The organism is Streptomyces sp. NPDC001056, assembly GCF_053598955.1.
In genome coordinates this window covers 1-25017 of sequence record NZ_JBSFLI010000044.1, presented here as the reverse complement: position 1 = coordinate 25017, position 25017 = coordinate 1, and the positions used below count along the sequence as shown (strand labels likewise).

Below are 25017 nucleotides of genomic sequence, written 5' to 3'. Positions count from 1 at the left end.
GCACCGGGCGGGACGGGAGACGGGCGCGCGCGCCCGGTCCGCACGCACGGAATGTCCCCGCACGCACCGGCCGGGACCGGCCGTGGACCGGCCGTTAGGGTCGGGGCATGACGTCACTCCTTGCCGGCAGTGCATTCGACTCGCTCCGCCTCGACGCCGTGCGCGACCCGGAGGCGCTGCGCCGGGCCTACGCACTGCCCGGCGCCGCGGCCGTGCGCAAGCAGATGAGCGAACTCACCGAGCAGACCCGGCGGTTGATCGGCTGCTCGTCGCTGGTCCTCATCGCCAGCGCGGACGCCGAGGGCCACTGCGACGTGTCCCCGCGCGGCGGTCCCGCCGGGTTCGTGTCCGTCCTGGACGCGCGGACGGTGGCGATACCGGACGCGACCGGCAACAAGCGCCTGGACACCCTGGAGAACGTCGTCGCCACCGGACGGGCCGGGCTGCTGTTCGTCGTCCCGGGACGCCCCACCACGCTCCGGGTGAACGGCCGAGCCTGCGTCTCCACCCGCCCCGAGCTGCTGTCGCGGCTGACCGCCGTGGGCAGGCCGCCGGCCAGCGCGCTGGTGCTGGGAATCGAGGAGGTCTACCCGCACTGCCCCAAGTCGCTCCTGCGCAGCGGGGCCTGGAAGCCGCAGCAGTGGCTGCCGGCCGGCGCCCAGCCGACCTCGGCCGAGGTGACACTGGCCCAGCTGCGGATGCCGGAGCTGACGATCGCCGACGTCGAGCAGGCGGAGGCGGATTCGCTGAAGTACCGGTACGAGTGACGGACAGTTCCTGCCCCGGCGGACGACGAGCGGGGCTCCGCCCGGTCCTCGCCGGGCCCTTGCCCCTCCCGACCCTCACCGCCGCGTACTCCTGCTGGACGGCCCCGCGCGTCCGCCCCTTCGGGCCGTGGACGACGACGCATGCACGGGCACCGTCCCTCGTGCGTCCTGGCCGCCGGGCGGCCGCCGCGGCGGCAAACGTGCGGGCGCTGCCCGGGCGGGGGCGGGGCCGGCTCTGCTGCTCGCGGCGGCCGACCGCGGTGCGCCGGGCGACGGGCGCGTGAGCCGGCCGCCGCACGCCCGCAGGGCCTGTCCCTCACGCTGGCGCGGTGCCGGCCGCACGGCGGTGCCCCGGCCCCGCGGAAAGCGGCCCGCCGGTCTCGACGCCCGTTCCTCAGCCGGCGACGACGCCCCGGCCGGAGGGCGAGTGGAGCTGTTCGCGGGCCGATCCGCCGCAGTGGGCGCAGACGACGGCGGCCTGGAAGCGGTGGCCGCAGGCGTGCTGCAGGCGCATCGGCGGGTCCTCGGCGTTCAGATGCCGGTCGCCCCAGGCCATGAGGGTGAGCAGGACGTCGTTGAGTTCCGCGCCCGCGTCGGTGAGGTGGTACTCGTAGCGCGGGGGATGCTCGCTGTAGGGCTCGCGGCGGACGATGCCCGTGGCCTCCAGCTTGCGCAGCCGGGCGGTGAGGATGTCGCGCGGCGCCCCGGTGTTACGGGCGATCCCCTCGAACCGCCGTACGCCGTGGCTGAGTTCGCGTACGACGAGGAGGCTCCAGCGCTCCCCCACGAGGTTCAGGGTGTCGGTGATGGAGCATTCCCGGGGCGGCATGGCGTCTTCTTCCCCACCTTGTCCCTCAGCGCGGCCGGTGTGTTCGGCTGCGAGGATATCTGGGGGGCGGTCTTCCGGCGCCGCGCGGGTGGCGCTGCCGTCGGGCCGCCCGCGGCCGCCGTGCTGCGCTGGACCGGCTGCCCGCGCGAGGCGCGCCGGTGGTGTTCCCGGACCGGCTTGCCGTGCGGGAAGTACGGGGAGACTCCTGCGGTGAGCGACGTGAACGAGCACAGCCGCGTGTTCTTGCTGCGCCGGGGCTTCGTGCTGGAGTACGTGACCTTGGGCTGGAACGTGGCCGGCATCGTCGTGCTGGCCGTGGCCGCGGTCGCGGCGAGGTCGGTGGCACTGGCCGGGTTCGGGCTGGACTCCCTGATCGAGATCGGCGCGTCGACGGTGGTGATCTGGGAGCTGTCCGGCACCGGCGGAAAGCGGCAGCGCCGTGCCCTGCGGCTGATCGGTGCCGGTTTCGCCCTGCTGGCGGTGTATCTGCTGGTGCAGTCGACGTGGGTCCTGGCCGGCGGGTGGCGTCCGCGTCACTCGCCGCTGGGGATCGGGTGGACGGCGGTGACCGCGGTGGTGATGTTCGCTCTGGCCTTCGGCAAGGCCCGTACCGGTGCCGCGCTGGACAATCCGGTGCTGAGGACGGAGGGCCGGGTCACCCTGATCGACGGGCTGCTGGCCGCCGCGGTGCTCCTCGGTCTGGTTCTCAACGCTCAAGCCGGTCTGTGGTGGGCGGACCCGGCCGCCGGCTATGTGCTGGTGTACTACGCGGTCCGCGAGGTCAAGGAGGTCTTCGGGGAAGATCCCGGGGCGCACCGCTGACGGGCACGGTCCCGTGCGGAACCCGCCACCCCGCGGACATGGGGGTCTTCCCGCGGGGCGGGGTGGCCGGAGAGAGTGAAGCATGCGCCCGGACGACTGGCACCTCACCGAAGACGCCGACGGCCTCCTCGCCCGCACCGGCACGTTCCTGCGTTCGCGGCCCGTGCGGCACATCGTGACGCTGGGCGTGTTCGAAGGGCTCCGGGCACGAAAGGCGGCCCCGGACGGCACGCGGGCCCCCACGCCCGGGGCACAGGCCCCCGTGTCCGGGGCACAGGCCCCCGTGTCCGGGGCACGGGGGCCCGGGGTGCGGGCTGCGGCTCCGGTGTTCGGGTGGCTGGAGCGGGCGGGTGAGGTCGGTGCGACGTTCTACCATCTGCCCTCCCGGGGCATCGGGCTCACTGCCCTGACCCCCGCCCAGGCCGACGGCCTGGCCGCCCGGCTGGCCGGCCTCGGGTACGCGTTCCCCTACGTCAGCGCGGACCAGGACACCGCCGCCGCGTTCGCGGCGGCGTGGCGGCGGCACGCGGGGGTGACGGCGGCACTCGGTGTGCGGCTGTGCCTGTACCGGCTCGGGGAGCTCGCGCCGCCGCGGCCGGCCCCGGCGGGGCGGGGGCGGCCCGTGGGCGAGGGCGACCGGGAACGGCTGATGAGATGGTGCCGTCGGTTCGCGGCGGATGTCGGGGAGGACGTGACCATCGACGCCACCACGTGGGCGGGGACGCGGTTCGCCGGGAAGCGGTACACGTTCTGGGAGCTGCCGGACGGCACGCCGGTCTCCATGGCGGGGAGGAAACCGCGGATCGCCGGGGTGGCCCAGGTGGATCCCGTCTACACCCCGGCCCGCTTCCGCGGGCGCGGCTTCGCGGGGGCGGTGACGGCCGAGGTGAGCCGGGCGGCGCTGGCCGCGGGCGCGGAGGAGGTGGTGCTGTTCGCGAACGCGGCCGACCCGACGAGCAACGCCCTCTACCAGCGCCTCGGATTCGTGCGGGTGACCGGCTGGGCGACGTACGACTTCGCGCGGGGCGCTTGCGGGCGCTCGCGTCCGTAGCCGGAGGGGCGGATACGGGGGGTGCCGCCGGCGTGGGCGGGGGTCCGGGTCCATGGCCGCGGGGGGCGGGCGGGGGCGGCGTGGGGTGCGGGCCGCTGCCCGGGGGTGGTCGCGGGGGTGGTGGGGCCGGTCAGGGGGTGGTGGGGTCGAGCCATTCGCCGGTGGCGGAGCCGAAGCGGCCGCTCGCGTGGTCGAAGATGATCTCGCCGCGGCGGACGGTGATCTCGGGGCGGCCGGTGAGGGTCCAGCCTTCGTAGGCCGACCAGCCGCATTTGGAGCGGATGGTGTCGGGGGTCGGGCACCAGGTGGCGTCGGTGTCGAGGACGACGAGGTCGGCGTCGTGGCCGGGGGCGATGCGGCCTTTGCGGGCGGCGAGGCCGAAGAGTTCGGCGGGGCGGGCGGCGCAGGCGGCGGCGATGAGGGTGAGGAGGTCGTCGAGGGGGTGGTCGGGCAGGCGGCGGCGCAGGCCGGTGAGGACGACGGGCAGCAGTTCCTGGACGCCGGGCAGGCCGGGGGGTGCGTCGGCGGGCGGGCGGGTCTTCTCCTCGATGGTGTGGGGGGCGTGGTCGGAGCCGATGGTGGCCAGTTCGCCGGTGGTCAGGGCGTGCCAGAGGCGGTCCTGGTCGGCCTGGGTGCGGATGGCGGGGCTGATGCGGGTGCGGGCGCCGGTGCGCCGGGTGTCGTGGTGGGTGAAGGAGAGGTGGTGGGGGGTGGTTTCGAAGGTGACGGGCAGGCCGGCGTGGCGGGCGGCGGCGAGCAGGTCGCATTCCTCGGCGGAGGAGACGTGCAGGATGTGGGCGCGGGTGCCGTGGGCGCGTACGAGGTCGAGGACGCGGGCGACGGCGATGAGGGCGCCGCTGCGGGGGCGGTGCGTTTCGTAGTCGCGGTAGGTGCGGGGGGTGCCGAGGTAGTCGTCGAGGAGGCGGAAGACGGTGTTGTCCTCGGCGTGCAGGACCACGCGCAGGTCGCGGTCGGCGGCCGTGGCGAAGATCCGGTCGAGGGTGGCGGGGTCGTGGATGACGTCGGGGGCGGTGTGGTGGCCGGCCATGAACACCTTGACGGAGGTGGCGACGCGCGGGTCGAGGTCGGCGAGTTCGCCGAGGGTGTGGGGGGCGACGCCCATGTGGAAGCGGTAGTCGACGAGGGAGGTGCCCTTGATGAGGTCGGCCTTGGCGTGGGCGGCCTGGGTGCTGTGCAGGGGCGGGCGGGTGTTGGGCATGTCGATGACGGTGGTCACGCCGCCGGCCGCGGCGGCTCTGCTGCCGTGGGCCCAGTCCTCCTTGTGGGTCAGGCCGGGGGTGCGGAAGTGGACGTGGGAGTCGATGAGTCCGGGCAGGACGTGGCGGCCGGCGGCCTGGATGCGGGTGGCGGCCCGGGTGGGGGTGTGGGGTGGGAGGAGGGCGGCGATGCGGCCGGCGTGGACGGCGAGGGTCGCGGCGCGGACGCCGTCGGGGGTGACGAGGCGGCCGCCTTCGATGACGAGGTCGTAGGGCCGCGGGTGCGCGGTGGTCAGTTCCATGGGGTGGTCACCAGCTCTCGGCACAGGTCGTTGGTGGGGCCCATCAGGGCGACGGCGCGGGCGTCGCGGCTGATCCGGTTGACGGGGTGGCCGCGCAGGAAGGCGGCGCTGCCGATGAGGCGCTGGGCTTCCAGGCAGGCTTCTTCGGCGAGGGCGGAGGCGGCGAGTTTGCTGTGCAGGGTGAGGGTTCCGGGGTCGGGGGTGTCGCGGCGGCCGGCGCTGTCGACGATGGCCCGGGCCTGGGCGACGCGGGCGGCGAGGTCGGCGAGGCGGTGGCGTACGGCCTCCCGGGTGGGTGCGCCGTGTCGTCGGGTGTGGTCGCGGGCGAGCCGGTAGGCGGATTCGGCGATGCCGGCGGCGACCGCGCCGAGGCTCGCGCCGGTCTCGCGGACGCCGCGGATGATGTCGGCGGCCTTGCCCTCGGGGCCGAGGACGGCGTCGTCGGGGACGGTGCAGGCGCGTAGTTCGACGGTGCCGGTGGCGGAGGCGCGCATGCCGACGAGGTCCATGCTCGCGTGGGCGGTGAGGCCGGGGCGGTCGGCTTCGACGAGGAAGAAGGTCTGGCCGTCGCTGCCGTAGGCGGTGTCGGTGCGGGAGGGGGGTGCGCTCTGGGCGAGGACGAGGTAGAGGTCGGCCAGTCCGGCGCCGGTGGTGAACGCCTTGGTGCCGTCCAGGCGCCAGCCGCCGGGGACGCGGACGGCCGTGGTGCGGATGGTGCGTTTGTCGGCGCCGGCGCCCTGTTCGCTCCAGGCGGAGGCGGCGAGCCAGCGGCCGTCGGCGAGGCGGGGCAGGCAGCGTTCGCGCTGTGTGGCTGTCGCCCATTCGGTGATGCGGGTGCTGACGGCCCAGTGCTGGAACAGGATGATCGCCACCGAGGGGTCGGCCTCGGCGATCAGTTCGGTCAGGCGGTTCACCAGGGGGGCGCCGCCGTCGTGGCCGCCGTGTTCGCGGGGGATCGCGGTGGCCAGGATGCCGCTGGTGCGCAGGGCGTCCAGGACGGGGGCGGGCAGGCGTGCGTGGTGGTCGGCTTCGGCGGCGTGGGTGTTCAGGGTGGTGAGCAGGTCGGCGTAGTGGTCGGCGAGGTGGGTGCGTGAGGCGAGGGGGTTCAGGTCCGTGGCGGCAGGCACAGGTCGGCCTCCTTGCGTGTCTCGTGGAGGGCGGTGGGGATGTGGAGCGGGCCGGTGAGGATGCGGGCGCGTTTGCCGTGCACGCTGGTGCGGGTGAGGGCGGGGCCGGCCGGGGTGTCGGTGGTGGTCACGGTGACGGTCCGGGGGCCTCCGGGTGAGTGCAGTTCGATACGGCGTCCGCGCCGGTCCGCAGCGGTGTGGTGGGGGGTGAGCCGGGCGGGGAGGGTGCCGGTGAGGGTGACGGCGACGGCCAGGCAGACGGCGCCGGTCAGGGCGAGGGTGGGGTGCCAGGCGGGTACCGACAGGGCCCGTACGGCGAGGGGGCCGGGCCCGTAGGCGCCGATGGCGGCGATCTTGGGGAAGGCGCCGGTGGGGGGCCGGCCGAGGAGTTCGGCCGCTGCGGCGCGCAGGGCGCGCAGTTCTTGCAGGACGGTGTCGCCGGCGGTGAAGAGGGCTTGGCGGTCGGGCAGGTCCAGGTCCCGGGCGTCGACGAAGACGTAGGGGTTGCCTGCCGTGACGAGGGAGGCGGGCAGGGTGCGGGGGCCGGCGGTGAGTTCGTCCACCGGGTTGCCGGTCGGCAGGAGGCTGCCGAGGAGCGGGGCGGGGGTGTGGACGAAGTGGAGGCTCAGTTCGGACTCGTGGTGCAGGGTCCGGTCGGTCTCGCAGACGACGTGGGCGTCGTTGTTGGTGACGTGTACCCGGACCGGTTCGCCCGGCGGGAGGGGGGTGAGGCCCTGTTTCCTGGCGACGAGGGTGGCGCAGGCGAGGGAGTGGCCGCAGTTGCCGGCGGTGTCGAAGCCGTCGCCGGGCAGGCACTGCACGAAGCGGAACTCCAGGTCGGCCAGCGGGTGGCGGGAGGGGGCCACGAAGGCGATCTTCATGACCTGGGTGCGGCCGGTGCGGGTCAGCCAGTCCCGTGCGGCCGTGAGTGCGGCGCCGAGGGCGGGCCCGTCGTCGAGGGGGGTGCCGGTGGGCAGGACGAGGGTGGGGCAGGGGGCGCCTTCGGTGTGTGCGAGGTATCCGATCACCCGGTGGTCTCCTGGTCGGCTGTCCTGCCCGCCCCCGCCCCCGCCGCCGCCACCACGCTCCCGCCCGCGCCCGTGTCCGTGCTCGTGTCCGTGCTCGTGTCCGTGCTCGGGTCAGTGCTCGGGTCCGTGCTCGGGTCCGTGCTCGGGCCCGTGCTCGGGTCGGTGCTGGGGGCGGTGCTGGGGGTGGTGCTGGGGGTGGTGAGGAAGCGGTCGAGCCACAGCTGGTGGACCAGCAGGGCCCAGATCGCCAGGGCCGTCCGGTCGCAGGGCTGTTCGGTCTGCTCGGTGAACAGCCGCTGGACGCGGGCGGGTTCGAGCCGGCCGTCCTGGCGCAGGCGGGTGGTGGACAGGATGTCGCGGGCGTGGGCGAACAGGGGTGTGCCGGGGCGGAGCATGGCGGTCACGGGCAGGGTGAAGGGCTGTTTGGGGCGGTCGAGGACCGCGCGGGGCAGCAGGCCGCCGGCGGCGGTGTGCAGGACGTGTTTGCCGCGCTGTGCGGTGACTTTCAGGGCGGCGGGCAGGGCGCGGGCGTACTGCTGGACGGCGGGCTGGCAGTAGGGCAGGCGTACTTCGACGGCGGCGGCCATGGACATGTGGTCGACGCGCCGCAGGTGGTAGGCGGGCATGCGGGTGCCTGTCTCGAATTCCGTGAGGGTGTGCAGGCGTTCGCCGCCGGCGGTGGCCAGGCGGCGGGCCAGGCGCTGGGTGGCGGGGCCGCGGTCGCGGACGAAGGCCCGGTAGTCGGCGCGGTACAGCTCCTCGCGCAGGGTCTGGGGGACGGCGGCCAGGGCGTCGGCGTATCCGGCGGCCCAGGGGTGGTGCGCGGGTGTGCGCAGGGCGTGTGTGACGCGGTCGTAGCCGGCGAGGAGTTCGTCGGCGGCGTCCCCGGTGAGGGCGACGGTGAAGCCGGCGTCGCGGATGTGGCGGAACAGGGCGAGGGAGGAGAGGGTGATCGGGTCGGCGTTGGGCTGTCCGAGGTGGTGGACGACGTCGGGCAGCAGGTCGGGGAAGGCGGCGGGGTCGATGTCGACCTCGTGGTGGTGGGCGCCGATGCGGTGGGCGACCTTGCGGGCGAAGTGGCGTTCGTCGCCGGGCCAGGGGCCGCCCTGGTAGCCGATGGTGAAGGTGTGCAGGGCGGGGTGGGCTTCGGCGGCGAGGGCGGCGATCAGGCTGGAGTCCAGGCCGCCGCTGACGACGGCGGCGACGGGGACGTCGGCGCGCAGCAGGCGGTGTACCTGGTGGCGCAGCCGGGTCAGCAGGTCGTCGGCGGCGGTGTGCAGCGGCACGTCGACGGGGTCGGGGGTGGTGGTGCGGCGGATGAGGCGGGGGCGCCTGGTGGGGGTGGCGATGAGGGTGCTCGCCGGGGGCATGACGTGGATGTCCTCGAACATGGTCTGCTCGCCGAAGGGGGTCTTGGTGGCGAGGTACTCCTCCAGGCCCGGTTCCCACACTCGTGCGGTGACCTGGTCGAAGGCGAGCAGGGCGGGCAGTTCGGAGGCGAAGGTGATCCGTCCCGTGCGGGGGTCGTGCTGGTAGTAGAGGGGTTTCATGCCCATGTCGTCGACGGCGAGGACGAGGGTGGGCTCGTGGCGGGTGTCGACGACGGCGATGGCGTACATGCCGTCGAGGTGGTCGGTGAAGGCGGTTCCGTACTCGGCGTAGAGGGCGGGCAGGACGGAGCCGTCGCAGTGGCCGGGGATGTGGTGGCCGCGGGCGCGCAGGCGGGTGCGCAGGTCGGTGTGGTTGTAGATCTCGCCGTTGAAGACGACGGTGATGTGGGGGCCGAGCCGGTAGGGCTGGGTGCCGCCGTGGGGGTCCATGACGGCGAGCCGGTTGCTGCCCAGCGCCCAGGCGGGTCCCGTCGCCGTCGTCTGGGCGTCGGGGCCGCCGTGGTGCTGGGCGGCGGAGGCGGCCGTCAGCTCGTGCGGGCGGGTGGGGGTGTTGAACTGTCCGTGGATGCGGCACATGGGCCGGTCACCGGACTTCGCCGGACACGCGGGCCCGGGCGTAGAGGACGGGGTCGAAGGGGGTGGGTCCGCCGCAGGTGACGAACCGGTCGGCGGGGTGGGTGTCGGGCAGGCGGGTGCCGTGCGGGACGCCGGGCCGGGCGAAGAGGATGTCGCCCGCGGCCGCGTCGATCCAGCGGTCGTGGAGGTAGAGCTGGCCGCTGCCTTCGAAGGCGATGAACGCCTCTTCGCTGTGGGGGTGGACGTGGACGTTGAAGTACTCGCCGGGGCGCATCATGCCGCAGTGCAGGCACAGTTGGGGGGTGCCGGTGCCGGGCCAGAACACGAAGTTCATGGTGGCGGTGCGTTCGCTGGCCGCGCTGTGGCCGGTGCCGGTGAACCCGGTCAGCTGTGTCTCGTCGTTGTCGAGGCTGCTGAATCTGCGGGGTGCGGTGCCGTGGCGGCGGCCGGGCAGCAGGCGTGAGCTCCAGAGGTAGGCGACGAGTTCCCCGTCGTCGGACGCGGTCAGCGCGCACGGATCGCCGGTGGGGGCGTAGAGGGCGCCGCCCCGGGCGAGGGGGGCGTGCCGGGTGCCGGAGCGGCCGTGGCCGTGGCCGGCGAAGACGACGGCCACGTTCTCCTCCCCTGCTGTGTGGGGTGGCTGCCAGGTGGCGCCCGCGGGGATGCGGGCGACGTCGAGGCGGACCGTTTCGGCGCCGAGGTGCGGTCCGACGGCCTCGGCGACCTGGCAGGGTCCGACGGGGCGGAAGAGCAGGTCCTGGGCTTTGAGGACGGCTCCGTGGGCGGGGTGCCCGGCGGTCGGCCGGGTGGCGGGGCTAGTCATGGTCGGCGAGACGGCCGCCGGTGGCCCAGTGGGAGCGTTCGACGTCGCGGACGATGACGGTGACGGCCTGCACGGGGCAGTTCGCGATCCGTGCGACCGTCTGCGACACCTCCTCGACCAGTTCCTCGCGGGCGTCGTCTTGCTGACCCGCCCACCAGTCGACGGTGACCACAGGCATGAGGACTCTCCTTGTCGTGAACGGTCGTGAACGGTCGTGAACGGTTACGGGTGCGGGTGGTGGTCGGTGCGGTCCGGGGTCGTGGTGCGGGGGTCAGACGACGTCGGCGGACAGGCCGGCCGAGCGGTACAGGGTGGGGTCGTAGGGCACGGGTCCGCCGACCGAGATGAAGCGGGCGTGTTCGTTTGGGCCGTCGGGGTGGCGGGTGCCGTGCAGGACTCCGGGGCGGGCGAAGACGCCGTCGCCGGGGCTCATGTCGAACCACTGGTCGCCGAGGAAGAACTGGCCCTGGCCGTGCAGGGCGAACAGGGCGTCCTCCGCGCCGGGGTGGCCGTGGATGTTGAACGTGTGGCCGGGGGCGGCGACGCCGGTGTTCACGCACAGGTAGGCGCAGCCGTTGCCGGGCCAGTGGGGGAAGTTCATGTAGGCGCGCTGTTCGCTGCCGACGGGGGTGATCTCGCCGGTCCCGGCGAAGTCCCTGATGCCGGCGGAGGTGTCGTGGACCGTGTTGAACAGGGCGGGTGCCGTGCCGCGGGGGGCGCCGTCGGGGAGGTCGCCGCGCCAGAAGTAGACGGTCAGTTCCTCGCCGTCGGCGGTGAAGGAGACGGGCTGCCCGGTGGGTGCGTAGGCGGTGGAGCCCTTCTCCACGGTGTGGGTCCGGGTGCCGATGCGGGCGGTGCCCTTTCCGGTGAAGACGACCGCGGTCACTTCCTGGCCGGTGTAGTCGGCGGGTTCCCAGCGGGTGCCGGCGGGGATGCGGACGATGTCGACGCTGACGAATTCGGCGCCGGTGTGGGGGCCGACGGGGCGGCTGACCAGGACTGCGTCGGCTGTGTCGAATTCCAGTTCGCTGCTGCGGATGAGGATGCCGTAGTCCTTGTAGGCGCTCATGTGTTTCTCCTTCACGGGGGCTGGTGGGGTGGGACGCCGGGCGGGAAAGGGGGGGGTGCCGGGGTGCGGGGGGGGGGGCGGGGGTGGGTTCAGGGGGCGACGGGTTCGGCGAGGCGGCGGGTGAGGACGTCGGCGTGGGCGTGGGGGGCGGCGGTGAGCATGCGGTCGAGGGCGGGCAGCAGCCGTTCGCCGTGGGTGGCGAGGTAGAGGGGGAAGGAGGGGCGGCCGCCCGCTTCGCGCAGCTGGGCGAGGAGGGGGCCGGGCAGGGGGGCGACGGTGTCGAGGTTCACCGCGGACATGCCGAGGAACTGCGGGAAGGGTTCCCTCTCGCCGATGCGGTCGAGGAAGGGGGCGAGGACGTCGGCCATGGCGGCTTCGTAGCCGGCCATCCGTTCGGTGCCGATGGTGGCGGTGAGTCCGAGCCGGTAGGAGTGCCACAGGTTGAGGTAGTTGGGGCAGATCAGGGTGGTGCGCACGTCGTGCGGGTCGGGGGCGGGCAGCCGGGCGGCCTCGGCGCGGTCGGCTTCGCGCAGTTCCAGGTCGTCGCCGATCACGCGGAGGGTGAGCTGGTGGTCGTACATCGCCTCCCGCCACAGCGGCAGTGATGCCGCGGTCAGGGAGTGGGCGTTCATCAGGTCGAGGGGGATCTCCACGGTGGCGTCGGGGAGGTGGAGGCCGGCCCGGCGTTCCAGGGCGAGGCGGTAGAGCATGGCGAAGTAGGCGTAGTTGGTGGCGTGTTTCGCCAGGTTCAGGGCCTCGCTGTCCGCGGCTGTCATGCCGTCTTCGCGGGGGTCGATGCGGGGGACGGGCTGGGCGAGGAGGATCTGGTGCTTGAAGCGGGGCTGTTTGCTGAAGAGGGGGACGCGGACCAGGCGGCCCCGGTCGTCGCAGCGCCACCACACGTGGGGTTTCCAGCGGTTGTCGCTGAGGTTGTTGTGGGTCAGCAGGGTGCGCAGGTGGCTGGCGCCCGCGGCGTCGGTGCCGGTTTGTCCGCGGGTCATCAGGCGCAGGCAGAACCAGGGGAAGGTGAGCATCGGCGCGAACGCGTTCATCGCGACGTGGGTGGAACTGTGCACGACCATGGGTGAGGTGACGAACCGGTGGAGGGAGGCGTCGTCCCAGCCCAGCAGCTGTCTCATCCGCTCGCGTTCGGCCAGGGGTGCGTGGTGGACGCGGTCCTCGCAGGAGCGGACGAAGTCCGCCAGGTGCTGGCGGCGCCGGCGTACCTCGCTGCCGGGTGCGCCCGCCGGGCGGAAGGCGGCCAGGGTGTCGCGGAGGGTGGGAGGCATGCGGGAACCCTTCGGGTGTGGTGGTACCGGAGGTTCACGGGCGGCCCTGGGCAAGGCGGTGTCAGCGGGGGGCGGGCCCGCGGGTGAAGGGGCGGGTGCGCTGGGCGTGGGCGGCCACGGCGGGGGCGGCGGCGCCGGTGGCGGCGAGGGCCAGTGCCAGGAGCAGCCAGCCGGCGCGGCCGTAGCCGAGGATGACGAAGGTCGTCACCGCGGGGGTGAGTGCTGTGCCCAGTTGGGAGGTGAGGCCGAACATGCCCTGGTACTGGCCGTGTGCGTGTTCGGGCGCGAGTTCGTAGGACAGGGCCCAGGAGCCGGCGCTGTAGAGGAGTTCGCCCGCGGTCTGGGCGGCGACTCCGGCGGTGAGCAGGGCGGCGGCGAGCCAGAGGTGTGGGGTGGCGGCGGCGGCGAAGGCCGTGCAGCAGGCGGCGAGCCACAGGCCGCAGCGGCGCAGGGCCCGCGCGCCGGTGGGTACGTCGCTCACGCCGCGGCTGGCGGGGATCTGGCAGCACACGACGAGGGCGGTGTTGACCAGGAGCAGCGCGGAGAAGGCGGCGGAGGGTACGTGGGTGTGCCCGGTCATCCAGATGGGCAGGGCGATGTTGAGGATGCCCGCGTTCATGATCAGTACGGCGTTGAGCAGGCCGACGCTCATGTAGCCGCGGTCGCGGAGCACGAGCCATCGCGGGGCGTCCTGGGGGGCGGGCTGGGGCGGGGGGTCGGGGATGGGGAGCAGGAGGAGGCCGGAGGCGAGGAAGAGGGCGCCGCCGGTGGGGAGGGCTGCGGTGTAGGCGGCGGGGGTGTGGGAGGCGATGACGAATCCGCCGGCCAGGGCGCCCGCGGAGAATCCGGCGTTGGTGACGGCCCGCAGGTAGGCGCGGGTGCGGATGCGCTGGTCGCGGGGGACGGCGGTGGCGACGAGGGCGCCGCGGGCGGCGGTGGAGGCGGAGTCGGTGACCGCGGCCGCGGCCGCCACCAGGAGGAACCCGGTCCAGGTGTGGACGGTGGCGTAGGCGGCGATGGCCAGGCCTTGCAGCAGCAGGGCGGCGACGGCGACGCGGCGGGTGCCCAGGGTGTCGGCGAGGCGTCCGGCGGGGACGCTGGCGGCCATCGCGGCCAGCGCGGCGAGGGTCAGGGCGAGTCCGACTCTTCCTGCGGGCAGGTTCTGGCGGCGGGTGAAGTACAGGACGACGACGGTGACGACCATGCCGTTGCCGATGCTGCGGGCGAGGGTGCTCGCGGCCAGCGCGCGCCCGGCGCCGGGGGCGGGCAGCAGGGAGCGCGGGCGGCGGGCGGTCGTGGGGGGTGCGTTCACCGGGCGGCCCTGGGTGCGGGGGCGGCCGGCGGGTGCGGTTCGCACACGGTGTGGGTGGAAAACCAGTGTGCCAGGTCTTTCACCCGGGTCTCGGTCTGGGTTTCGGTGGTGCCGCGGACGACGGCGAGGCCGGCGCGCAGGTGGGAGGCGACGGTGATGTCCGGCATGAGGTCGCCGGGGGCCACCTCGATGCCGGCGTGGACGACTCCCGGCCGGGCCAGGGTCTGCTCGTGGGAGGGGATGCGGCGGACGGTGCCGGGGGGTGCGGGCAGGTTCATCCCGGCGAACACGGCGTCGGGGGCGTGGGCGGGTTCCTCGGTGAGGGTGCTGGGGCGGCCGAGGACGGTGCGGGCCCATTCCTCGCGCAGGTCGACGCCGAAGGCGAGGCGGACGACGTCGTCGGTGCGGCCGCCGCCGACGCGGGCGGCGCACTCGCCGAAGACCAGGCGCTCGCCGTCCTGGAACATCTCCAGGTGGAAGGGCCCGTCGGAGTATGCGAGGGCTTTGAGGGCGGCCGAGGTCAGGGCGCGGGTCGCCGTGTAGAGGGCGGTGTGGCGGGCGGGGGGCAGCACGATGTGGGCGACCACTGCCCCGTCGTGGACCTCGATGAGGTTCTGCACGTAGCGGGAGACGGACAGGACGCGCAGGTGTCCGTCGCGGACGATGCCGTCGACCTGGAACTCGGTGCCGGGGATGTACTCCTCCAGCAGCCAGGGTCCCGCTCCGTCCGCGCGCAGGGCGGTGACGGCGGCGTCGAGGCTTTGCCGGCCGGTGATCAGGAAGGTGTTCCTGGCTCCGCCGCCGTCGAGGGGTTTGAGGACGGTGCGCGGTCCGGCGGGGGGTGTCCGGATGGTCTCGGGGTGTTCGGTGACGGTGCAGTCGGCGACGGGCAGGCCGGCCCGGCGTACGAGGGTCTTCTGCAGGGCCTTGTCGCGCATCGCGAGCATCTGCGGTGCGCGTGGCTGCCCGCCCGTACCAGCAGGGTCGCCGGGGTTGCGGGGGGTGGCGCGGCGCAGGTCGTCGAGGATCTGGGCCGGGACGATGCAGTATTCCAGGACGCTGCAGATGGCGGTGAAGGCTTCCAGTGGCAGGCCGTCGCGGGCCAGACCGGCCAGCACGTGCTGTGCGCTGACCGGGTCGGGCACCACGACGGTTCGTGACACGGCGTCGCTGCCGCGGGCGGCGGCGGCGTCGCGGGGGGCGACCGCGCAGGTGACGTCGGCGCCGGCGCGGGCCAGGGCGGCGACGGCTCTGGGCATCCAGCCGACGTGGAGGACCGGGGGGCGGTCGGTCATCAGTCGATACCCCGCACGATGTGCGCGTCGTCCGGGTCGTCGGGGTATCCGGCGAGGTGGAGGGGGCGGGGAGCGATCCACAGTCCGCGTGCGCACACCTCGCCGAGCCCGGAGGGCGCCGTCACCGTGGGGGTGTCCGGGTGGTGGGGGGCGGGGTGTGGCTGGTCGCCGGGCGGCTCGGTGGCGAGGGCCGGTGCGGTGCTGTCCAGGGTGGTCATCGCTCGTTCCTCCTCAGTTGAGTGCCTGTGCCTGTGCCGGGCTGTGGGTGCGGGTGGTGGGCCGGGCGGCGAGGATCACGGCGCCGGCGACGGCGACGACGGCGGCCGAGCCCCACATGACGGCGGGTGCGTGGCCCGCGCCCAGGCCGAGACCGCCCAGGACGAGGACCAGGGTGTTGGCGCTTCCGGTGAGTTGTTCCATGCGGACGGTGACCTTGCCGCGGGTGGGGCCGTCCAGGGCGGACAGGCCGTCCTGGGTGAGGGGGCGGGCGGCTCCCGCGCCGAGGCCCAGCAGGGCGATGGCGAGGATGACGGGCACCAGGTGGGATGTCGTGGCGAGCAGGACGAGGGAGGCGGCGACGCAGGCGAGGGTGGCGGCCAGCAGGAGTGCGGCCGAGGTGGTGCGCAGCAGGCGGGCCGTCCAGCGGGCGACGAGCAGGGCCGCGACGTTGAACACGGCGAGCAGGATGCCGAACAGGGCGAGGGAGACCTTGGTGCGCACGAACAGCAGGTAGGGGATGAAGCCGACGAAGGCGGCCAGGGCGACGCCGCGCAGGCACACGTAGTAGGCGATCCACAGTCCCGCGCCGCCGGTCCAGCTGCCCTTCGGCGCAGCAGCAGCGGTGGCGGTGGTGGTGGTGGGTTTGGGTGCGGTCGCGAGGCGGACGGGGCCGATGCCGGTGGCGGCGGTGGCGGCGGTGGCGCAGGCGAGCGCGGACAGGAGGAACACGGTGAGCCGGGTGTGCTGGAAGATCACGGCGCCGGCGATGCCGGAGACCATGACCACGGCGAAGATCCAGCTCTGGGTGCGGGCCTGGATCTTCGAGGCGCGTTCGCGGTCCGGTTCCAGGACGCCGACCAGGGGAGACTCGACGCTCGCGGTCAGTGCGTAGCCGAAGCCGCTGAGGATCTGTCCGGCGACGAGGCCGGGGGTGCCGCCGGCGACGGTGCCGATCAGCAGCAGGCCCGCGGCTTTGACGCTCTCTCCGGCGACGAGGAGGGTGCGGGGGCCGAAAGCGGTGGTGAGGCGGCCGGTGAACGTTCCGGAGACCATCACGGTGAACCCGTACAGCGCGAGCAGGGTCTGCGCGAGGGCGGTGCCGAGGTGGTGCAGGTAGAGGAAGGCGAACAGGACGGGCAGGTGGAAGTAGGCGCGGGAGATCAGCCGGTAGACGAACAGGGCGCGCAGGGCGCGGGGCCGGGACGTGTCGCCGGCCCCGCCCGGGGCGTGGTCGGGCCCGGGCGGGGTGGCGGGGGTGGGGGTGCTCATCACTCCATGGCCCCGGAGGAAGCGAAGTAGTTCTTGTCGGCGCCGCTTTGGGTGGTGAACACCGAGGAGGAGTCCTTCGCGCCGGGCAGCGGCAGGTGGACCGGGACGGGGGCGAGGCGGACCTGGCGGTCCTGGCCGCGGACGAGGAGGTCCTGGTAGGCGTCCCAGTCGCCGCCCGCGCACAGGTGGCGGTCGCCGGGGGCGCCGCAGCCCACCAGCGGCCAGGCGTCGGCGGCCGCGTAGTTCTGGAAGATGATGCGGCGCGCGCCGGTGGACCGGTTGGGGCCGCTGGCGTGGACGGCGCGGACGTGGTGCAGGGTGATCGACCCGGCCGGCGCGGTCAGCTGGACGGCGTTGTCGAGCATGTCCTTGATCTGGGTGTGGTCCAGGGCGCCGGCGAAACGGCCGCCCTGGTTGTGGGAGTAGACCTCGCCCAGGTGGGATCCGGGGACGACGAGGAGCGGGCCGTTCTCCTCGGTCATGTCGTCCAGGAGGACACCGACGGCGACGAGGGAGTCGTTGGTGTGCGGGTAGAAGCCCCAGTCCTGGTGCCACTGGATGGCGTCCCCGGTGCCGGAGGGCAGCTTCAGGTTGATCTTGCTGCCGTACAGGCGCAGGTCGTCGCCGAGGAGGTCGGCGACGATGTCGAGGATGCGGGGGTGGCGCACCGTGGCGTCGTAGACCGGGTGGTGGCGGTGGGGCGACTTGACGCGCCGTACGTAGGGGCTGCCGTTGTGTTCGCCGATGTCGAGGATGCGGCGGTCGGCGTCCGCGTCGCCGGCCTGGGCGGCGAAGCTGTCGGTGACCTCGCGCAGTTCCTGGAGTTCGGAGGCGCTGAGGACGTTCTCCACCACGAGGTAGCCCTTGGCGGCGTAGTGGTCGAGCTGGCTTGCGTCGAGCGTGTGCATGTCTCACCTCTGTGTCGGGAAAGGAGCCGCGGGCCGGGAGCGGGTGCTCCGGCCGTGCGAGCGGGCCGTGGGCCACGGGCTGTGGGCTGTGTGGGCCGTGGGCTGTGGGCCGTGGGCTGTGGGCTGTGGGCCGTGGGCCACGGGCCGTGGGCTGTGGGCTGTGTGGGCCGTGGGCTGTGGGCCACGGGCTGTGTGGGCCGTGGGCTGTGGGCTGTGGGCTGTGGGCTGTGGGCCGGGTCGTAGGGCGGGCCTCGGAGCGGGCTTTGGGGCGGGCTTTGGGACGGGCTTTGGGGCGGGCCCGGTCCGGGACAGGAGGGCCCGGGGTCCGGTGCGGGTCCTGCGGGTCCTGCGGGTCCTGGCCGTCGGATGGGGTCGGGATCGGGGCGGTAGTGGTGCGGGCCCGGGGGCGGGCCCGGGGTGACCCGCCACTGGGGGCGGGCCGGGACGGACCCGGGGTGACCCGCCACTGGGGGCGGGCCGGGACGGGCCCGGCACGGACCCCGCCCACCCGGGTGGACCGGGCCCGGCCGAAGGGTGGCCCGCCCACCCGGGTGGGGGCGGGCCCGGCCGAAGTGGCCCGCTGCCCCGGGGGGAGGCCGGCTCCGGGGCGGCCTGCCTGCCCGGGGTGGGCAAGGGCCGCGCGCCGGAGGCCGGTCCCCCGGCCGGGGACGGGCCGGCCGCCACCGGGGACGGTCCGCCATCAAAGACGGCCTGTCACCCGGGGGCGGTCCGTCACCCGAGGGGACGGGCCGTCCCCGGTGGAGGCCGGGCTGGTCCGGGTCGGACCCGTCCGCTGAGGGCGGGTCAGGACCGGTCCGGGGGCGTCCCGTTGCCGGGACGGGGCCGGGTCGGGACCGGCCCCCCGAGGGAGGGCCGGGCCGGGCCCGGCCCTCCACCCGGGGGGCGGACCCACCCGGGGGCAGGGCGGACCACCGGCCGGGAACCGGCCCCCCCCTTTTTGCCGGGGTGGTGGACCGGACCGGGGCCCGGCCCGCCACCCGGGGGCGGAGCGGACCGGCCGTCCCGGGCGGCGGCCCGGCCCGGCCCGCCGTCCGGGACGGGTCGTGCCGCTGCCCGGAGGTCGCTTCCCCTCCCCCGGCCCCGAGGCGGATCAGTCCGCCGGGTGGGTCGGGCCGCCGCCGGAAGGCCGGCCCGCCCGGGGTGGTCCGGGCCGCCGCGGGACCGTCCCACCGCCCCGCGGGGGTCGGCTGGTCCGGGTCGGGTCCGTCCGCCGAGGGCGGCACGGTCCGGGACCGGTCCGGCACCCGGGCCGGCCTGGACCGGCGGCGGGTGGGTCGGCCTGGGCCGCCAGCGGGTGGGTCGGACCGGTACGGGGACCGGTCCGGCATCCGGGTGGTCAGGCGCCCCTGGGGCGGCCCGTTCCCGGGCCGGTCCGTCCACCTGGCCGGTCCGCCGGGTCCGGGCCGGTCCGTCCGCCGGGCCGGCCCGCCGGGTCGGGTCCGTCGGGTCGGGTCCGTCGGGTCCGGGTCGGGTCCGTCGGGTCCGTCGGGTCCGGGTGGGGTCCGTCGGGGTCAGGCGGTCGCGGGGACGGTCAGTTGTTCGGTGAGGAAGGTCAGGGTGCGCTTCCAGGCGAGCTGGGCCTGGGTCTCGTCGTAGGTGCCGAGGAGGTTCTCGTCGTTGTGGAAGGCGTGGCCGGCCGGGTAGAACTGCAGCTCGACGGGGGCGCCGGACTGGCCGCGGATCTGCCGGGCGAGGTCCTGGGCGCGCTCCGGCGGGGCGTAGGCGTCCTTCTCCCCGAAGTGGCCGAGGACAGCGGCCTTCATGCCGGAGAAGTCGGGGTCCTCGCCGGCGAAGACGCCGTAGAAGGGGACCGCCGCGGCGATCTTCTCCCCGGCGGCCGCGGCGAGCGCGAGGACGAAGCCGCCGCCCATGCAGAACCCGACGGTGCCCAGGGCGTCGCCCTTGACGGCCTCGTGTTCGAGGAGCCAGTCCACGGCGCCGACGAGGTCCTCGACGCCCTGTTCGAGGGGGAGGTCGCTCATCATCTTCCCGGCCTCGTCGGAGTCGTGGGTGGTACGGCCGCCGAACAGGTCGGGCGCCAGGGCGACGAAGCCCGCCTCGGCCAGCCGGTCGGCCACATCGGCGATGTGGTCGGTCAGCCCCCACCACTCCTGGATGAGGATCACGCCAGGTCCACGGCCGGACTCGGGGAGCGCGAGGTAGGCGTGGATCTCTTTGCCGTTGCGGACGAAGTGGGTGTTCTGCCGTGCCTGGGGGGCGCTCATCTTCTGTGGTTCTCCTTGGGACGGTTCCGGTGGCCTGGGCGGCTTTCGGGGGTGTGAGAAGGCGGGGCGGGTCCCCGCCGGGGCGGGGGCGGGTCAGCGGCTGGGCTCAAGGGCGCGCTGCACGAGCAGCGCGGTCAGCCGTCGTACGGAGTCGAGGGCGGGCAGGTCGCGGACCATCTCGTGGATGAGGCCGGCCTGTTCGCCGTCCAGGGCGTCGGAGGTGATGCGGGAGAACTTGTCCCAGACCTCGTCACCGGTCATGGGGTTCTGGGGGGTTCCGGTGGCGTAGCGCACGCGGCGCTGCCAGGTGTGGCCGGTGGTGGTGGTGAGGGTGACGGTGCCGCCCCAGTTCTCCGGGTACTCGGCCTCCGCGACGGGGTCGGTCACGACCTTGACGCGGTCGGCGAAGGCGTGGAAACGGGGGTCGGCGAGCTGTTCGTCGCTGTAGCTGTCCAGGCCGGGCAGTTCGCCGTAGGCGGCCATGCCGAGGGTGAACTGGACGCTGAACTGGCCGCCGAGGGGGTCGACCGGGTGCACGATCGTGCCGACGTGGACGGCGCCGTGCGCGGACAGCCCCACGGTGACCTCGGCGATGTCCTCGGGGGCGAGGCCCTTTTGCCGCATGAGGAACTGGAAGGCCTCAAGCGGGGCGTGGATGAAGTAGCAGCAGTTGTAGGCCTTCAGGCCCACCTTCTCGATGATGTAGCGCGTGCCGAGGTCGTCGGTCAGGCGTTCGACGCTGCCCTTGTCGGCGAAGACGTTCACGAATCCCTTGGCGCCGTCCAGGACGGTCAGGGGTCCGGTCATGCCGCGCCGGGCCAGGGCGACCGCGCGGATCCCGGCGGTGGTGGGGATCGCGGTGTGGATGCGTTTGACCGATCCGCCGGACTGTGTGTACTCGATCAGTCCGCCGGAGAAACTGCCCGCGATCGCCAGCGACTGCGCCAGTTCCGCGGGGGACTGGCCGTGCAGCAGGCCCGCGGCGATCGCGGCGCCGAACGGGCCCGCGGCCGGCGGCGTGTGATGGCCCCGGCGCAGGCAGTCCGGTGAGACGGCGTGCGCGGCACGCAGCATGACCTCCAGGCCGGCCGCGGTGGCCCGCAGCAGCTGCTCGCCGGTGGCGTTGACCTCCTCCGCCACCGCCAGAGCGACCGGGATGATGACAGCACCCGCGTGGGTCTGCACCATCTGGCACGTGTCGTCGAAATCCTGTCCGTGCCCGAACGTCGCGTTGGCGAACGCCGCGTGCTCGGGATGCGTGCGCAGGCCGTGGAACAGGACCGTCGACGATCCCGTGGCACGGAACTCGCGCACGTAATCGTAGGAGGCCCGGCTCCACGGAAGACGCGCGCACGCCAGCTGGAGACCCAGCTGATCGATGATCAGCTTCGTCACGTATTCCTGGACGGATGCCGGGATACCGTCACGGTAGATGCGGTGCGCGAACTCTGCGAGCGTTTCCGCCGCAGCGGCGCTGGATACCTTCTCCGAAGGCTCTTTCCGCTGCTCCGGAATGAACACTGTCACCCTTTTTCCCTCCCCCTGGGGGATCGACTACACCCTGATCCCGTAAAGCCCGCAAGCTTGTGAGATCTCGAAGGCGCTCGACTGCGATGTTCGCCGCAGAGAAAGAATCAGGTCAAGGTTGATCACCGAATCACTGTCGGAAAAAGTTGATGCATACACGGATGCATGTGTGTGCCGTACCGGAACGAGGGCTGCGGTGGAAAACATCACGGAACACCATGGAAAAAGACATGAAACAAGGCCGGGGAACGGGAGGAGGGACACGGGTACGGGGGTAGGGGCGGGAAACACGGGCGGAAACAGGGACGGGAGCAGAGCGGAATATCGTGAACCGGAACGGAACGGGCCGGGACGACACGGCAACCGGAACGGAACGGGCCGGAACAACAACGGCGCGGGCCGGGAACAGCGCGGGCCGCGCGACACGGGAACGAAGCGAAGCGGAGAAGAAGCGGTACCGCACGGGCCGGCGGAAGCGGTACCGCACGGGCCGGCCCGAACCGGGACGGACCAGGACCCGAGGCAGAGCAGGGCAGGGCAGGACGGGGCGGGACCGGGTGGGGCGGGACCGGGAGGGGCGGGGTGGCGGGAGCAGCAGGCCGGGCCGGGGACGCAGTCCCCTGGGCGGCGCGGAACTGACAGACAGAACGGACCGGGACGGACCGGAACGGATATCGGACCGGGACAGGGCGGGGCGGGGCGGGGCGAAGAGGGGCGGGGCGGGGCGGGGCGGCGGGGACAGCACGAGTGACGGCTCGCTCGGTGACTCGGGTGAATCGGTGGCTCGGGTGGCTTGGTGGCTCGGGTGGCTCGGGGCCGGCCGTGTCGGGCCGGGGCCGCGGCGGGAGACCGGCGCGGCACGAAGCGGCATGGAACGGACCGGACGCGAGGCGGTACCGCACCGGCCGGGCGAGACGGTCCCGGTACCGCCGCCCGCACACCAGGACCGGTGAAGCCGGACGGCCCGACGCGGGACAGGCCGACGCGGGACAGGCCCGCGAGGCGGGGTGGTACGGGCCCGGCCTGGACGGCGCGGGTGGCACAGGTGGCACGGTCTTGCGGTACCGGCCAGGCGAGACGGCCCCGGTACCGCCGCCCGCACACCAGGACCGGTGAAGCCGGACGGCCCGACGCCGGACGGCCCGACGCGGGACAGGCCCGCGAGGCGGGGTGGTACGGGCCCGGCTCGGACGGCGCGGGTGGCACAGGTGGCACGGTCTTGCGGTACCGGCCGGGCGAGACGGCCCCGGTACCGCCGCCCGCACACCAGGACCGGTGAAGCCGGACGGCCCGACGCGGGACAGGCCGACGCGGGACAGGCCCGCGAGGCGGGGTGGTACGGGCCCGGCTCGGACGGCGCGGGTGGCACGGGTGGCACGGTCTTGCGGTACCGGCCGGGCGAGACGGCCCCGGTACCACCGCCCGCACACCAGGACCGGTGAAGCCGGACGGCCCGACGCGGGACAGGCCGACGCGGGACAGGCCCGCGGGGCGGGGTGGTACGGGCCCGGCCTGGACGGCGCGGGTAGCACGGGTGGCGCGGTCTTGCGGTACCGGCCAGGCGAGACGGTCCCGGTACCGCCGCCCGCACACCAGGACCGGTGAAGCCGGACGGCCCGACGCGGGACAGGCCGACGCGGGACAGGCCCGCGAGGCGGGGTGGTACGGGCCCGGCCTGGACGGCGCGGGTGGCACGGATGGTCTTGCGGCACCGGCCGGGACAGGACGGTCCCGGTACCGCCGCCCGCACCGGGACCGGTGAAGCGGGACGGGCCGGCGCGGGGCGGGCCCGGTGGGGCGGGGTGGTGCGGGCCCGGCCTGGGCGGGGTGGCTGCCCGTGCCGGGGCCGGTGGGAGAGCGGGGCTGCGCGCGCTTCTGTGAGGGAGAGGCACGCGCAGCCGTACAGGGGCCCCTGCCCGGCCGGGGCGAAGGGGGCGGGGTGGGGTCAGAACTGCAGGTCGCGGGTCACGGGCCCGGTGTACAGCTGGGCGGGCCGGCCGATGCGGCGTTCGGGAGCGGTGACCGCTTCCGTCCAGTGCGCGATCCAGCCGGGGACACGGCCGACGGCGAACAGCGCGGTGAACATCTCGACGGGGAAGCCCATGGCCCGGTAGATGAGGCCGGAGTAGAAGTCGACGTTCGGGTAGAGCTTGCGTTCGAGGAAGAACTCGTCGGCCCGGGCGATCTCCTCAAGTTCCAGGGCCATGTCGAGCAGCGGGTCGTGGGCGGCCTTCCCGCACACCTCGCGGGCCACCTCGCGGATCACACGGGCGCGGGCGTCGAAGGTGCGGTACACGCGGTGGCCGAAACCCATGAGACGGAAGGGATCGTTGCGGTCCTTGGCCCGGGCGACGTACTTGCCCAGATCACCGCCGTCGTCCCGGATGGCCTGGAGCATCTCGATCACGGCCTGGTTCGCGCCGCCGTGCAGGGGCCCCCACAGCGCGGACAGGGCCGCGCTGACGGAGGAGAAGAACCCGGCGTTGCTGGAGGAGACCAGGCGCAGGGTGGCGGTGGAGCAGTTCTGCTCGTGGTCGGCGTGCAGGACCAGCAGCGCTTCGAGAGCGCGGACCATGGCGGGATCGGTGGCCACGGGGCTGTCACCGAAGCACATGTGGAGGAAGTTCTCGACATAGCCGGCCGACGGGTCGTAGGGACGGCGGGGCCGGTCCTCGAACCGGGCGAACGCATGGGCGGCCAGGACCGGCATCGTCGCCAGCACGTCGAAACCGGCCTGCCGCGCCGAGGACGCGCCGTCCGCACCCAGAGCGGTCATCACCGAGGTCGCCGCGGCGAGCATCGCCATCGGATGCGTACCCGCGGGCATCGCGTCGAACAGGGGACCCCAGGCAGGACTGCCGGGCAGCCGGCTGGCGGCGATCTCGCCGGCCCACCGCTCCTCCTCGGCGCCGGTGGGCAGTTCACCGGTGACCAGGAGATGAGCCGTCTGCAGGAACGTGCACTTCTCCGCGACCTGCTGGGCGGGATAGCCGCGGTAGAGGAGGATACCCGCGTCACCGTCGATGTAGGTGATCGCGGAACGGCATATCGCGGTATTGGCCAGGCCCGGGTCGTAGACCAGCCGGCCCTCGCGTGCCAGGTCCGCCGCCGCGACGGCCGGCCGGCCCATCACCGGCGTCGTCACCGGCAGTTCCGCTTGTACGACACCCGGCCCGGCCGCGGTCCGCTGCTCGGGCACCCCGGGCGTCTCGTGCACTGTCCTGCTCATCCAGGTCGTCCCCTAGTTCGTGTGTCCGTCGGCTGTACGGCTCACAGAGCCACGCTCAAACGTTTCGCCAGCGCAGCCTTGTAGGCATCGGTGTCGAGCACCAGGTCCGGGATGACAGGCAGCAGCAGCGACGGCGGGTAGGCGCCGTCCCGCACCAGGTAGGGCCGCTCGAAAGTGAAATCCACGATCGTGTTCGAGGGATTGACCCCCTCGGCCTCGACATCGACACACTCATCGTCACGGTCGTTCACCAGGACCGCGTCGACCGCGCCCCCCACGTCATCGATCGCCTTCTGGCGGGTGACGACGAAGTTACCCTGCCCCGACAGGTTCGCCGAGGTCAGAGCGACCGGCCGGCCGAACACCTCCAGAAGCCGGTTCAGCGCACACGAACGCTGGTACATCACCGCGACCGTGTTCGCACCCATCGTCATCCGCGGCGAGAACGGATACGTCAGATCGAAGATGAACGAGACCTCCGCCGGCCAGATCCGCCGCAACTCGGCCATCGCGAATCCCCCCGGGAAACGCACATACCTCTCCGTGTCCTCGATCCTCGGGACCGCGAGAGTCAACGGACCGAATTTCGTGCGTTTCTTCGCCTCGAAAACACGCGAGACAGCCCCCTCGTTCTCCGCGTCACAGATCAGCACATAATTCGTCCGGCTCGGGACAACGACGACACCACCGTCACCCAGAACACCCGCCACCTCGGCCAGAG

21 protein-coding genes are annotated in these 25017 nt (G+C 73.8%); 3 read left to right on the top strand and 18 right to left on the bottom strand.

Annotated features, from left to right (window positions below; all coding sequences use genetic code 11):
• Window positions 1-107 precede the first annotated feature (107 nt).
• Window positions 108-767, top strand: coding sequence for an MSMEG_1061 family FMN-dependent PPOX-type flavoprotein (locus tag ACWDD7_RS33660; RefSeq protein ID WP_351870820.1), 660 nt, complete (start codon window positions 108-110; stop codon window positions 765-767).
• Between the two features lie 394 nt (window positions 768-1161).
• Here the strand turns inward: ACWDD7_RS33660 and ACWDD7_RS33655 are convergent, their stop codons facing one another.
• Window positions 1162-1596, bottom strand: a complete 435-nt coding sequence (locus tag ACWDD7_RS33655; RefSeq protein WP_351870817.1) for a winged helix-turn-helix transcriptional regulator — start codon at window positions 1594-1596, stop codon at window positions 1162-1164.
• Window positions 1597-1806: 210 nt separating this feature from the next.
• On the opposite strand from ACWDD7_RS33655, the gene ACWDD7_RS33650 reads away from it, so the two are divergent.
• Both ACWDD7_RS33650 and ACWDD7_RS33645 read left to right on the top strand, forming a co-directional pair.
• On the top strand, window positions 1807-2418 hold the full coding sequence (locus ACWDD7_RS33650; protein ID WP_450460178.1) for a cation transporter: 612 nt from the start codon (window positions 1807-1809) through the stop codon (window positions 2416-2418).
• 82 nt (window positions 2419-2500) lie between these two features.
• Window positions 2501-3469 carry a GNAT family N-acetyltransferase gene (locus ACWDD7_RS33645; protein ID WP_450460177.1) on the top strand — a complete coding sequence of 323 codons (969 nt, stop codon included), beginning with the start codon at window positions 2501-2503 and terminating at the stop codon, window positions 3467-3469.
• A 130-nt stretch (window positions 3470-3599) separates the two neighbouring features.
• Here the strand turns inward: ACWDD7_RS33645 and ACWDD7_RS33640 are convergent, their stop codons facing one another.
• From ACWDD7_RS33640 to ACWDD7_RS33560, 17 genes are all read right to left on the bottom strand, one after another.
• Window positions 3600-4988, bottom strand: a complete 1389-nt coding sequence (locus tag ACWDD7_RS33640) for a dihydroorotase (protein WP_450460176.1) — start codon at window positions 4986-4988, stop codon at window positions 3600-3602.
• Window positions 4979-6115: an acyl-CoA dehydrogenase family protein gene (locus tag ACWDD7_RS33635; protein WP_450460175.1), complete on the bottom strand. Its 1137-nt coding sequence runs from the start codon at window positions 6113-6115 to the stop codon at window positions 4979-4981. Before ACWDD7_RS33635 ends, ACWDD7_RS33640 begins: the two co-directional genes overlap by 10 nt.
• A complete protein-coding gene (locus tag ACWDD7_RS33630; protein WP_450460174.1) occupies window positions 6094-7143 on the bottom strand; it encodes a PrpF domain-containing protein in 1050 nt (349 codons plus the stop codon). Before ACWDD7_RS33630 ends, ACWDD7_RS33635 begins: the two co-directional genes overlap by 22 nt.
• On the bottom strand, window positions 7140-9110 hold the full coding sequence (gene asnB / locus ACWDD7_RS33625; RefSeq protein ID WP_450460173.1) for an asparagine synthase (glutamine-hydrolyzing): 1971 nt from the start codon (window positions 9108-9110) through the stop codon (window positions 7140-7142). The genes ACWDD7_RS33630 and asnB overlap by 4 nt, the downstream gene beginning before the upstream one ends.
• 7 nt (window positions 9111-9117) lie before the next feature.
• Window positions 9118-9933: a cupin domain-containing protein gene (locus tag ACWDD7_RS33620; protein ID WP_351870799.1), complete on the bottom strand. Its 816-nt coding sequence runs from the start codon at window positions 9931-9933 to the stop codon at window positions 9118-9120.
• Window positions 9926-10111 carry a tautomerase family protein gene (locus ACWDD7_RS33615; protein ID WP_351870796.1) on the bottom strand — a complete coding sequence of 62 codons (186 nt, stop codon included), beginning with the start codon at window positions 10109-10111 and terminating at the stop codon, window positions 9926-9928. Before ACWDD7_RS33615 ends, ACWDD7_RS33620 begins: the two co-directional genes overlap by 8 nt.
• Before the next feature lie 93 nt (window positions 10112-10204).
• Window positions 10205-11002 (bottom strand): cupin domain-containing protein, encoded by a 798-nt coding sequence (locus ACWDD7_RS33610; RefSeq protein WP_450460172.1) that lies wholly within the window; start codon window positions 11000-11002, stop codon window positions 10205-10207.
• An 89-nt stretch (window positions 11003-11091) separates the two neighbouring features.
• A complete protein-coding gene (locus tag ACWDD7_RS33605; RefSeq protein ID WP_450460171.1) occupies window positions 11092-12291 on the bottom strand; it encodes a hypothetical protein in 1200 nt (399 codons plus the stop codon).
• A gap of 61 nt (window positions 12292-12352) precedes the next feature.
• Window positions 12353-13603, bottom strand: coding sequence for an MFS transporter (locus ACWDD7_RS33600; protein ID WP_450460170.1), 1251 nt, complete (start codon window positions 13601-13603; stop codon window positions 12353-12355).
• Complete coding sequence (locus ACWDD7_RS33595) at window positions 13600-14898, bottom strand: ATP-grasp domain-containing protein (protein WP_450460169.1); 1299 nt, start codon at window positions 14896-14898, stop codon at window positions 13600-13602. Before ACWDD7_RS33595 ends, ACWDD7_RS33600 begins: the two co-directional genes overlap by 4 nt.
• Entirely contained in the window at window positions 14898-15116 is a 219-nt protein-coding gene (locus ACWDD7_RS33590) for a hypothetical protein (protein WP_450460168.1), read from the bottom strand. The genes ACWDD7_RS33595 and ACWDD7_RS33590 overlap by 1 nt, the downstream gene beginning before the upstream one ends.
• A gap of 13 nt (window positions 15117-15129) precedes the next feature.
• Window positions 15130-16386, bottom strand: a complete 1257-nt coding sequence (locus ACWDD7_RS33585) for an MFS transporter (RefSeq protein ID WP_450460167.1) — start codon at window positions 16384-16386, stop codon at window positions 15130-15132.
• The gene (locus ACWDD7_RS33580) at window positions 16386-17294 is read right to left on the bottom strand and encodes a phytanoyl-CoA dioxygenase family protein (protein ID WP_351870778.1); all 909 of its coding nucleotides are present in this window, start codon (window positions 17292-17294) and stop codon (window positions 16386-16388) included. Before ACWDD7_RS33580 ends, ACWDD7_RS33585 begins: the two co-directional genes overlap by 1 nt.
• 1532 nt (window positions 17295-18826) lie before the next feature.
• On the bottom strand, window positions 18827-19540 hold the full coding sequence (locus tag ACWDD7_RS33575) for a dienelactone hydrolase family protein (protein ID WP_351870775.1): 714 nt from the start codon (window positions 19538-19540) through the stop codon (window positions 18827-18829).
• A gap of 93 nt (window positions 19541-19633) precedes the next feature.
• Window positions 19634-21061 (bottom strand): MmgE/PrpD family protein, encoded by a 1428-nt coding sequence (locus ACWDD7_RS33570; protein ID WP_450460192.1) that lies wholly within the window; start codon window positions 21059-21061, stop codon window positions 19634-19636.
• Between the two features lie 1951 nt (window positions 21062-23012).
• Window positions 23013-24296, bottom strand: coding sequence for a citrate/2-methylcitrate synthase (locus ACWDD7_RS33565; RefSeq protein ID WP_450460166.1), 1284 nt, complete (start codon window positions 24294-24296; stop codon window positions 23013-23015).
• Between the two features lie 41 nt (window positions 24297-24337).
• The coding region (locus tag ACWDD7_RS33560; protein WP_450460165.1) for an L-threonylcarbamoyladenylate synthase at window positions 24338-25017 on the bottom strand (680 nt) is incomplete at its 5' end.

Excerpts from the sequence above, each read along its gene's own strand:
- ACWDD7_RS33640 (WP_450460176.1), bottom strand. The coding sequence starts at position 4,988 with ATGGAACTGACCACCGCGCACCCGCGGCCCTACGACCTCGTCATCGAA.
- ACWDD7_RS33645 (WP_450460177.1), top strand. The coding sequence starts at position 2,501 with ATGCGCCCGGACGACTGGCACCTCACCGAAGACGCCGACGGCCTCCTC.
- ACWDD7_RS33620 (WP_351870799.1), bottom strand. The coding sequence starts at position 9,933 with ATGACTAGCCCCGCCACCCGGCCGACCGCCGGGCACCCCGCCCACGGA.
- ACWDD7_RS33590 (WP_450460168.1), bottom strand. The coding sequence starts at position 15,116 with ATGACCACCCTGGACAGCACCGCACCGGCCCTCGCCACCGAGCCGCCC.
- ACWDD7_RS33605 (WP_450460171.1), bottom strand. The coding sequence starts at position 12,291 with ATGCCTCCCACCCTCCGCGACACCCTGGCCGCCTTCCGCCCGGCGGGC.
- ACWDD7_RS33610 (WP_450460172.1), bottom strand. The coding sequence starts at position 11,002 with ATGAGCGCCTACAAGGACTACGGCATCCTCATCCGCAGCAGCGAACTG.
- ACWDD7_RS33615 (WP_351870796.1), bottom strand. The coding sequence starts at position 10,111 with ATGCCTGTGGTCACCGTCGACTGGTGGGCGGGTCAGCAAGACGACGCC.
- ACWDD7_RS33655 (WP_351870817.1), bottom strand. The coding sequence starts at position 1,596 with ATGCCGCCCCGGGAATGCTCCATCACCGACACCCTGAACCTCGTGGGG.
- ACWDD7_RS33575 (WP_351870775.1), bottom strand. The coding sequence starts at position 19,540 with ATGAGCGCCCCCCAGGCACGGCAGAACACCCACTTCGTCCGCAACGGC.
- ACWDD7_RS33595 (WP_450460169.1), bottom strand. The coding sequence starts at position 14,898 with ATGACCGACCGCCCCCCGGTCCTCCACGTCGGCTGGATGCCCAGAGCC.
- asnB (WP_450460173.1), bottom strand. The coding sequence starts at position 9,110 with ATGTGCCGCATCCACGGACAGTTCAACACCCCCACCCGCCCGCACGAG.
- ACWDD7_RS33660 (WP_351870820.1), top strand. The coding sequence starts at position 108 with ATGACGTCACTCCTTGCCGGCAGTGCATTCGACTCGCTCCGCCTCGAC.
- ACWDD7_RS33580 (WP_351870778.1), bottom strand. The coding sequence starts at position 17,294 with ATGCACACGCTCGACGCAAGCCAGCTCGACCACTACGCCGCCAAGGGC.
- ACWDD7_RS33565 (WP_450460166.1), bottom strand. The coding sequence starts at position 24,296 with ATGAGCAGGACAGTGCACGAGACGCCCGGGGTGCCCGAGCAGCGGACC.
- ACWDD7_RS33585 (WP_450460167.1), bottom strand. The coding sequence starts at position 16,386 with ATGAGCACCCCCACCCCCGCCACCCCGCCCGGGCCCGACCACGCCCCG.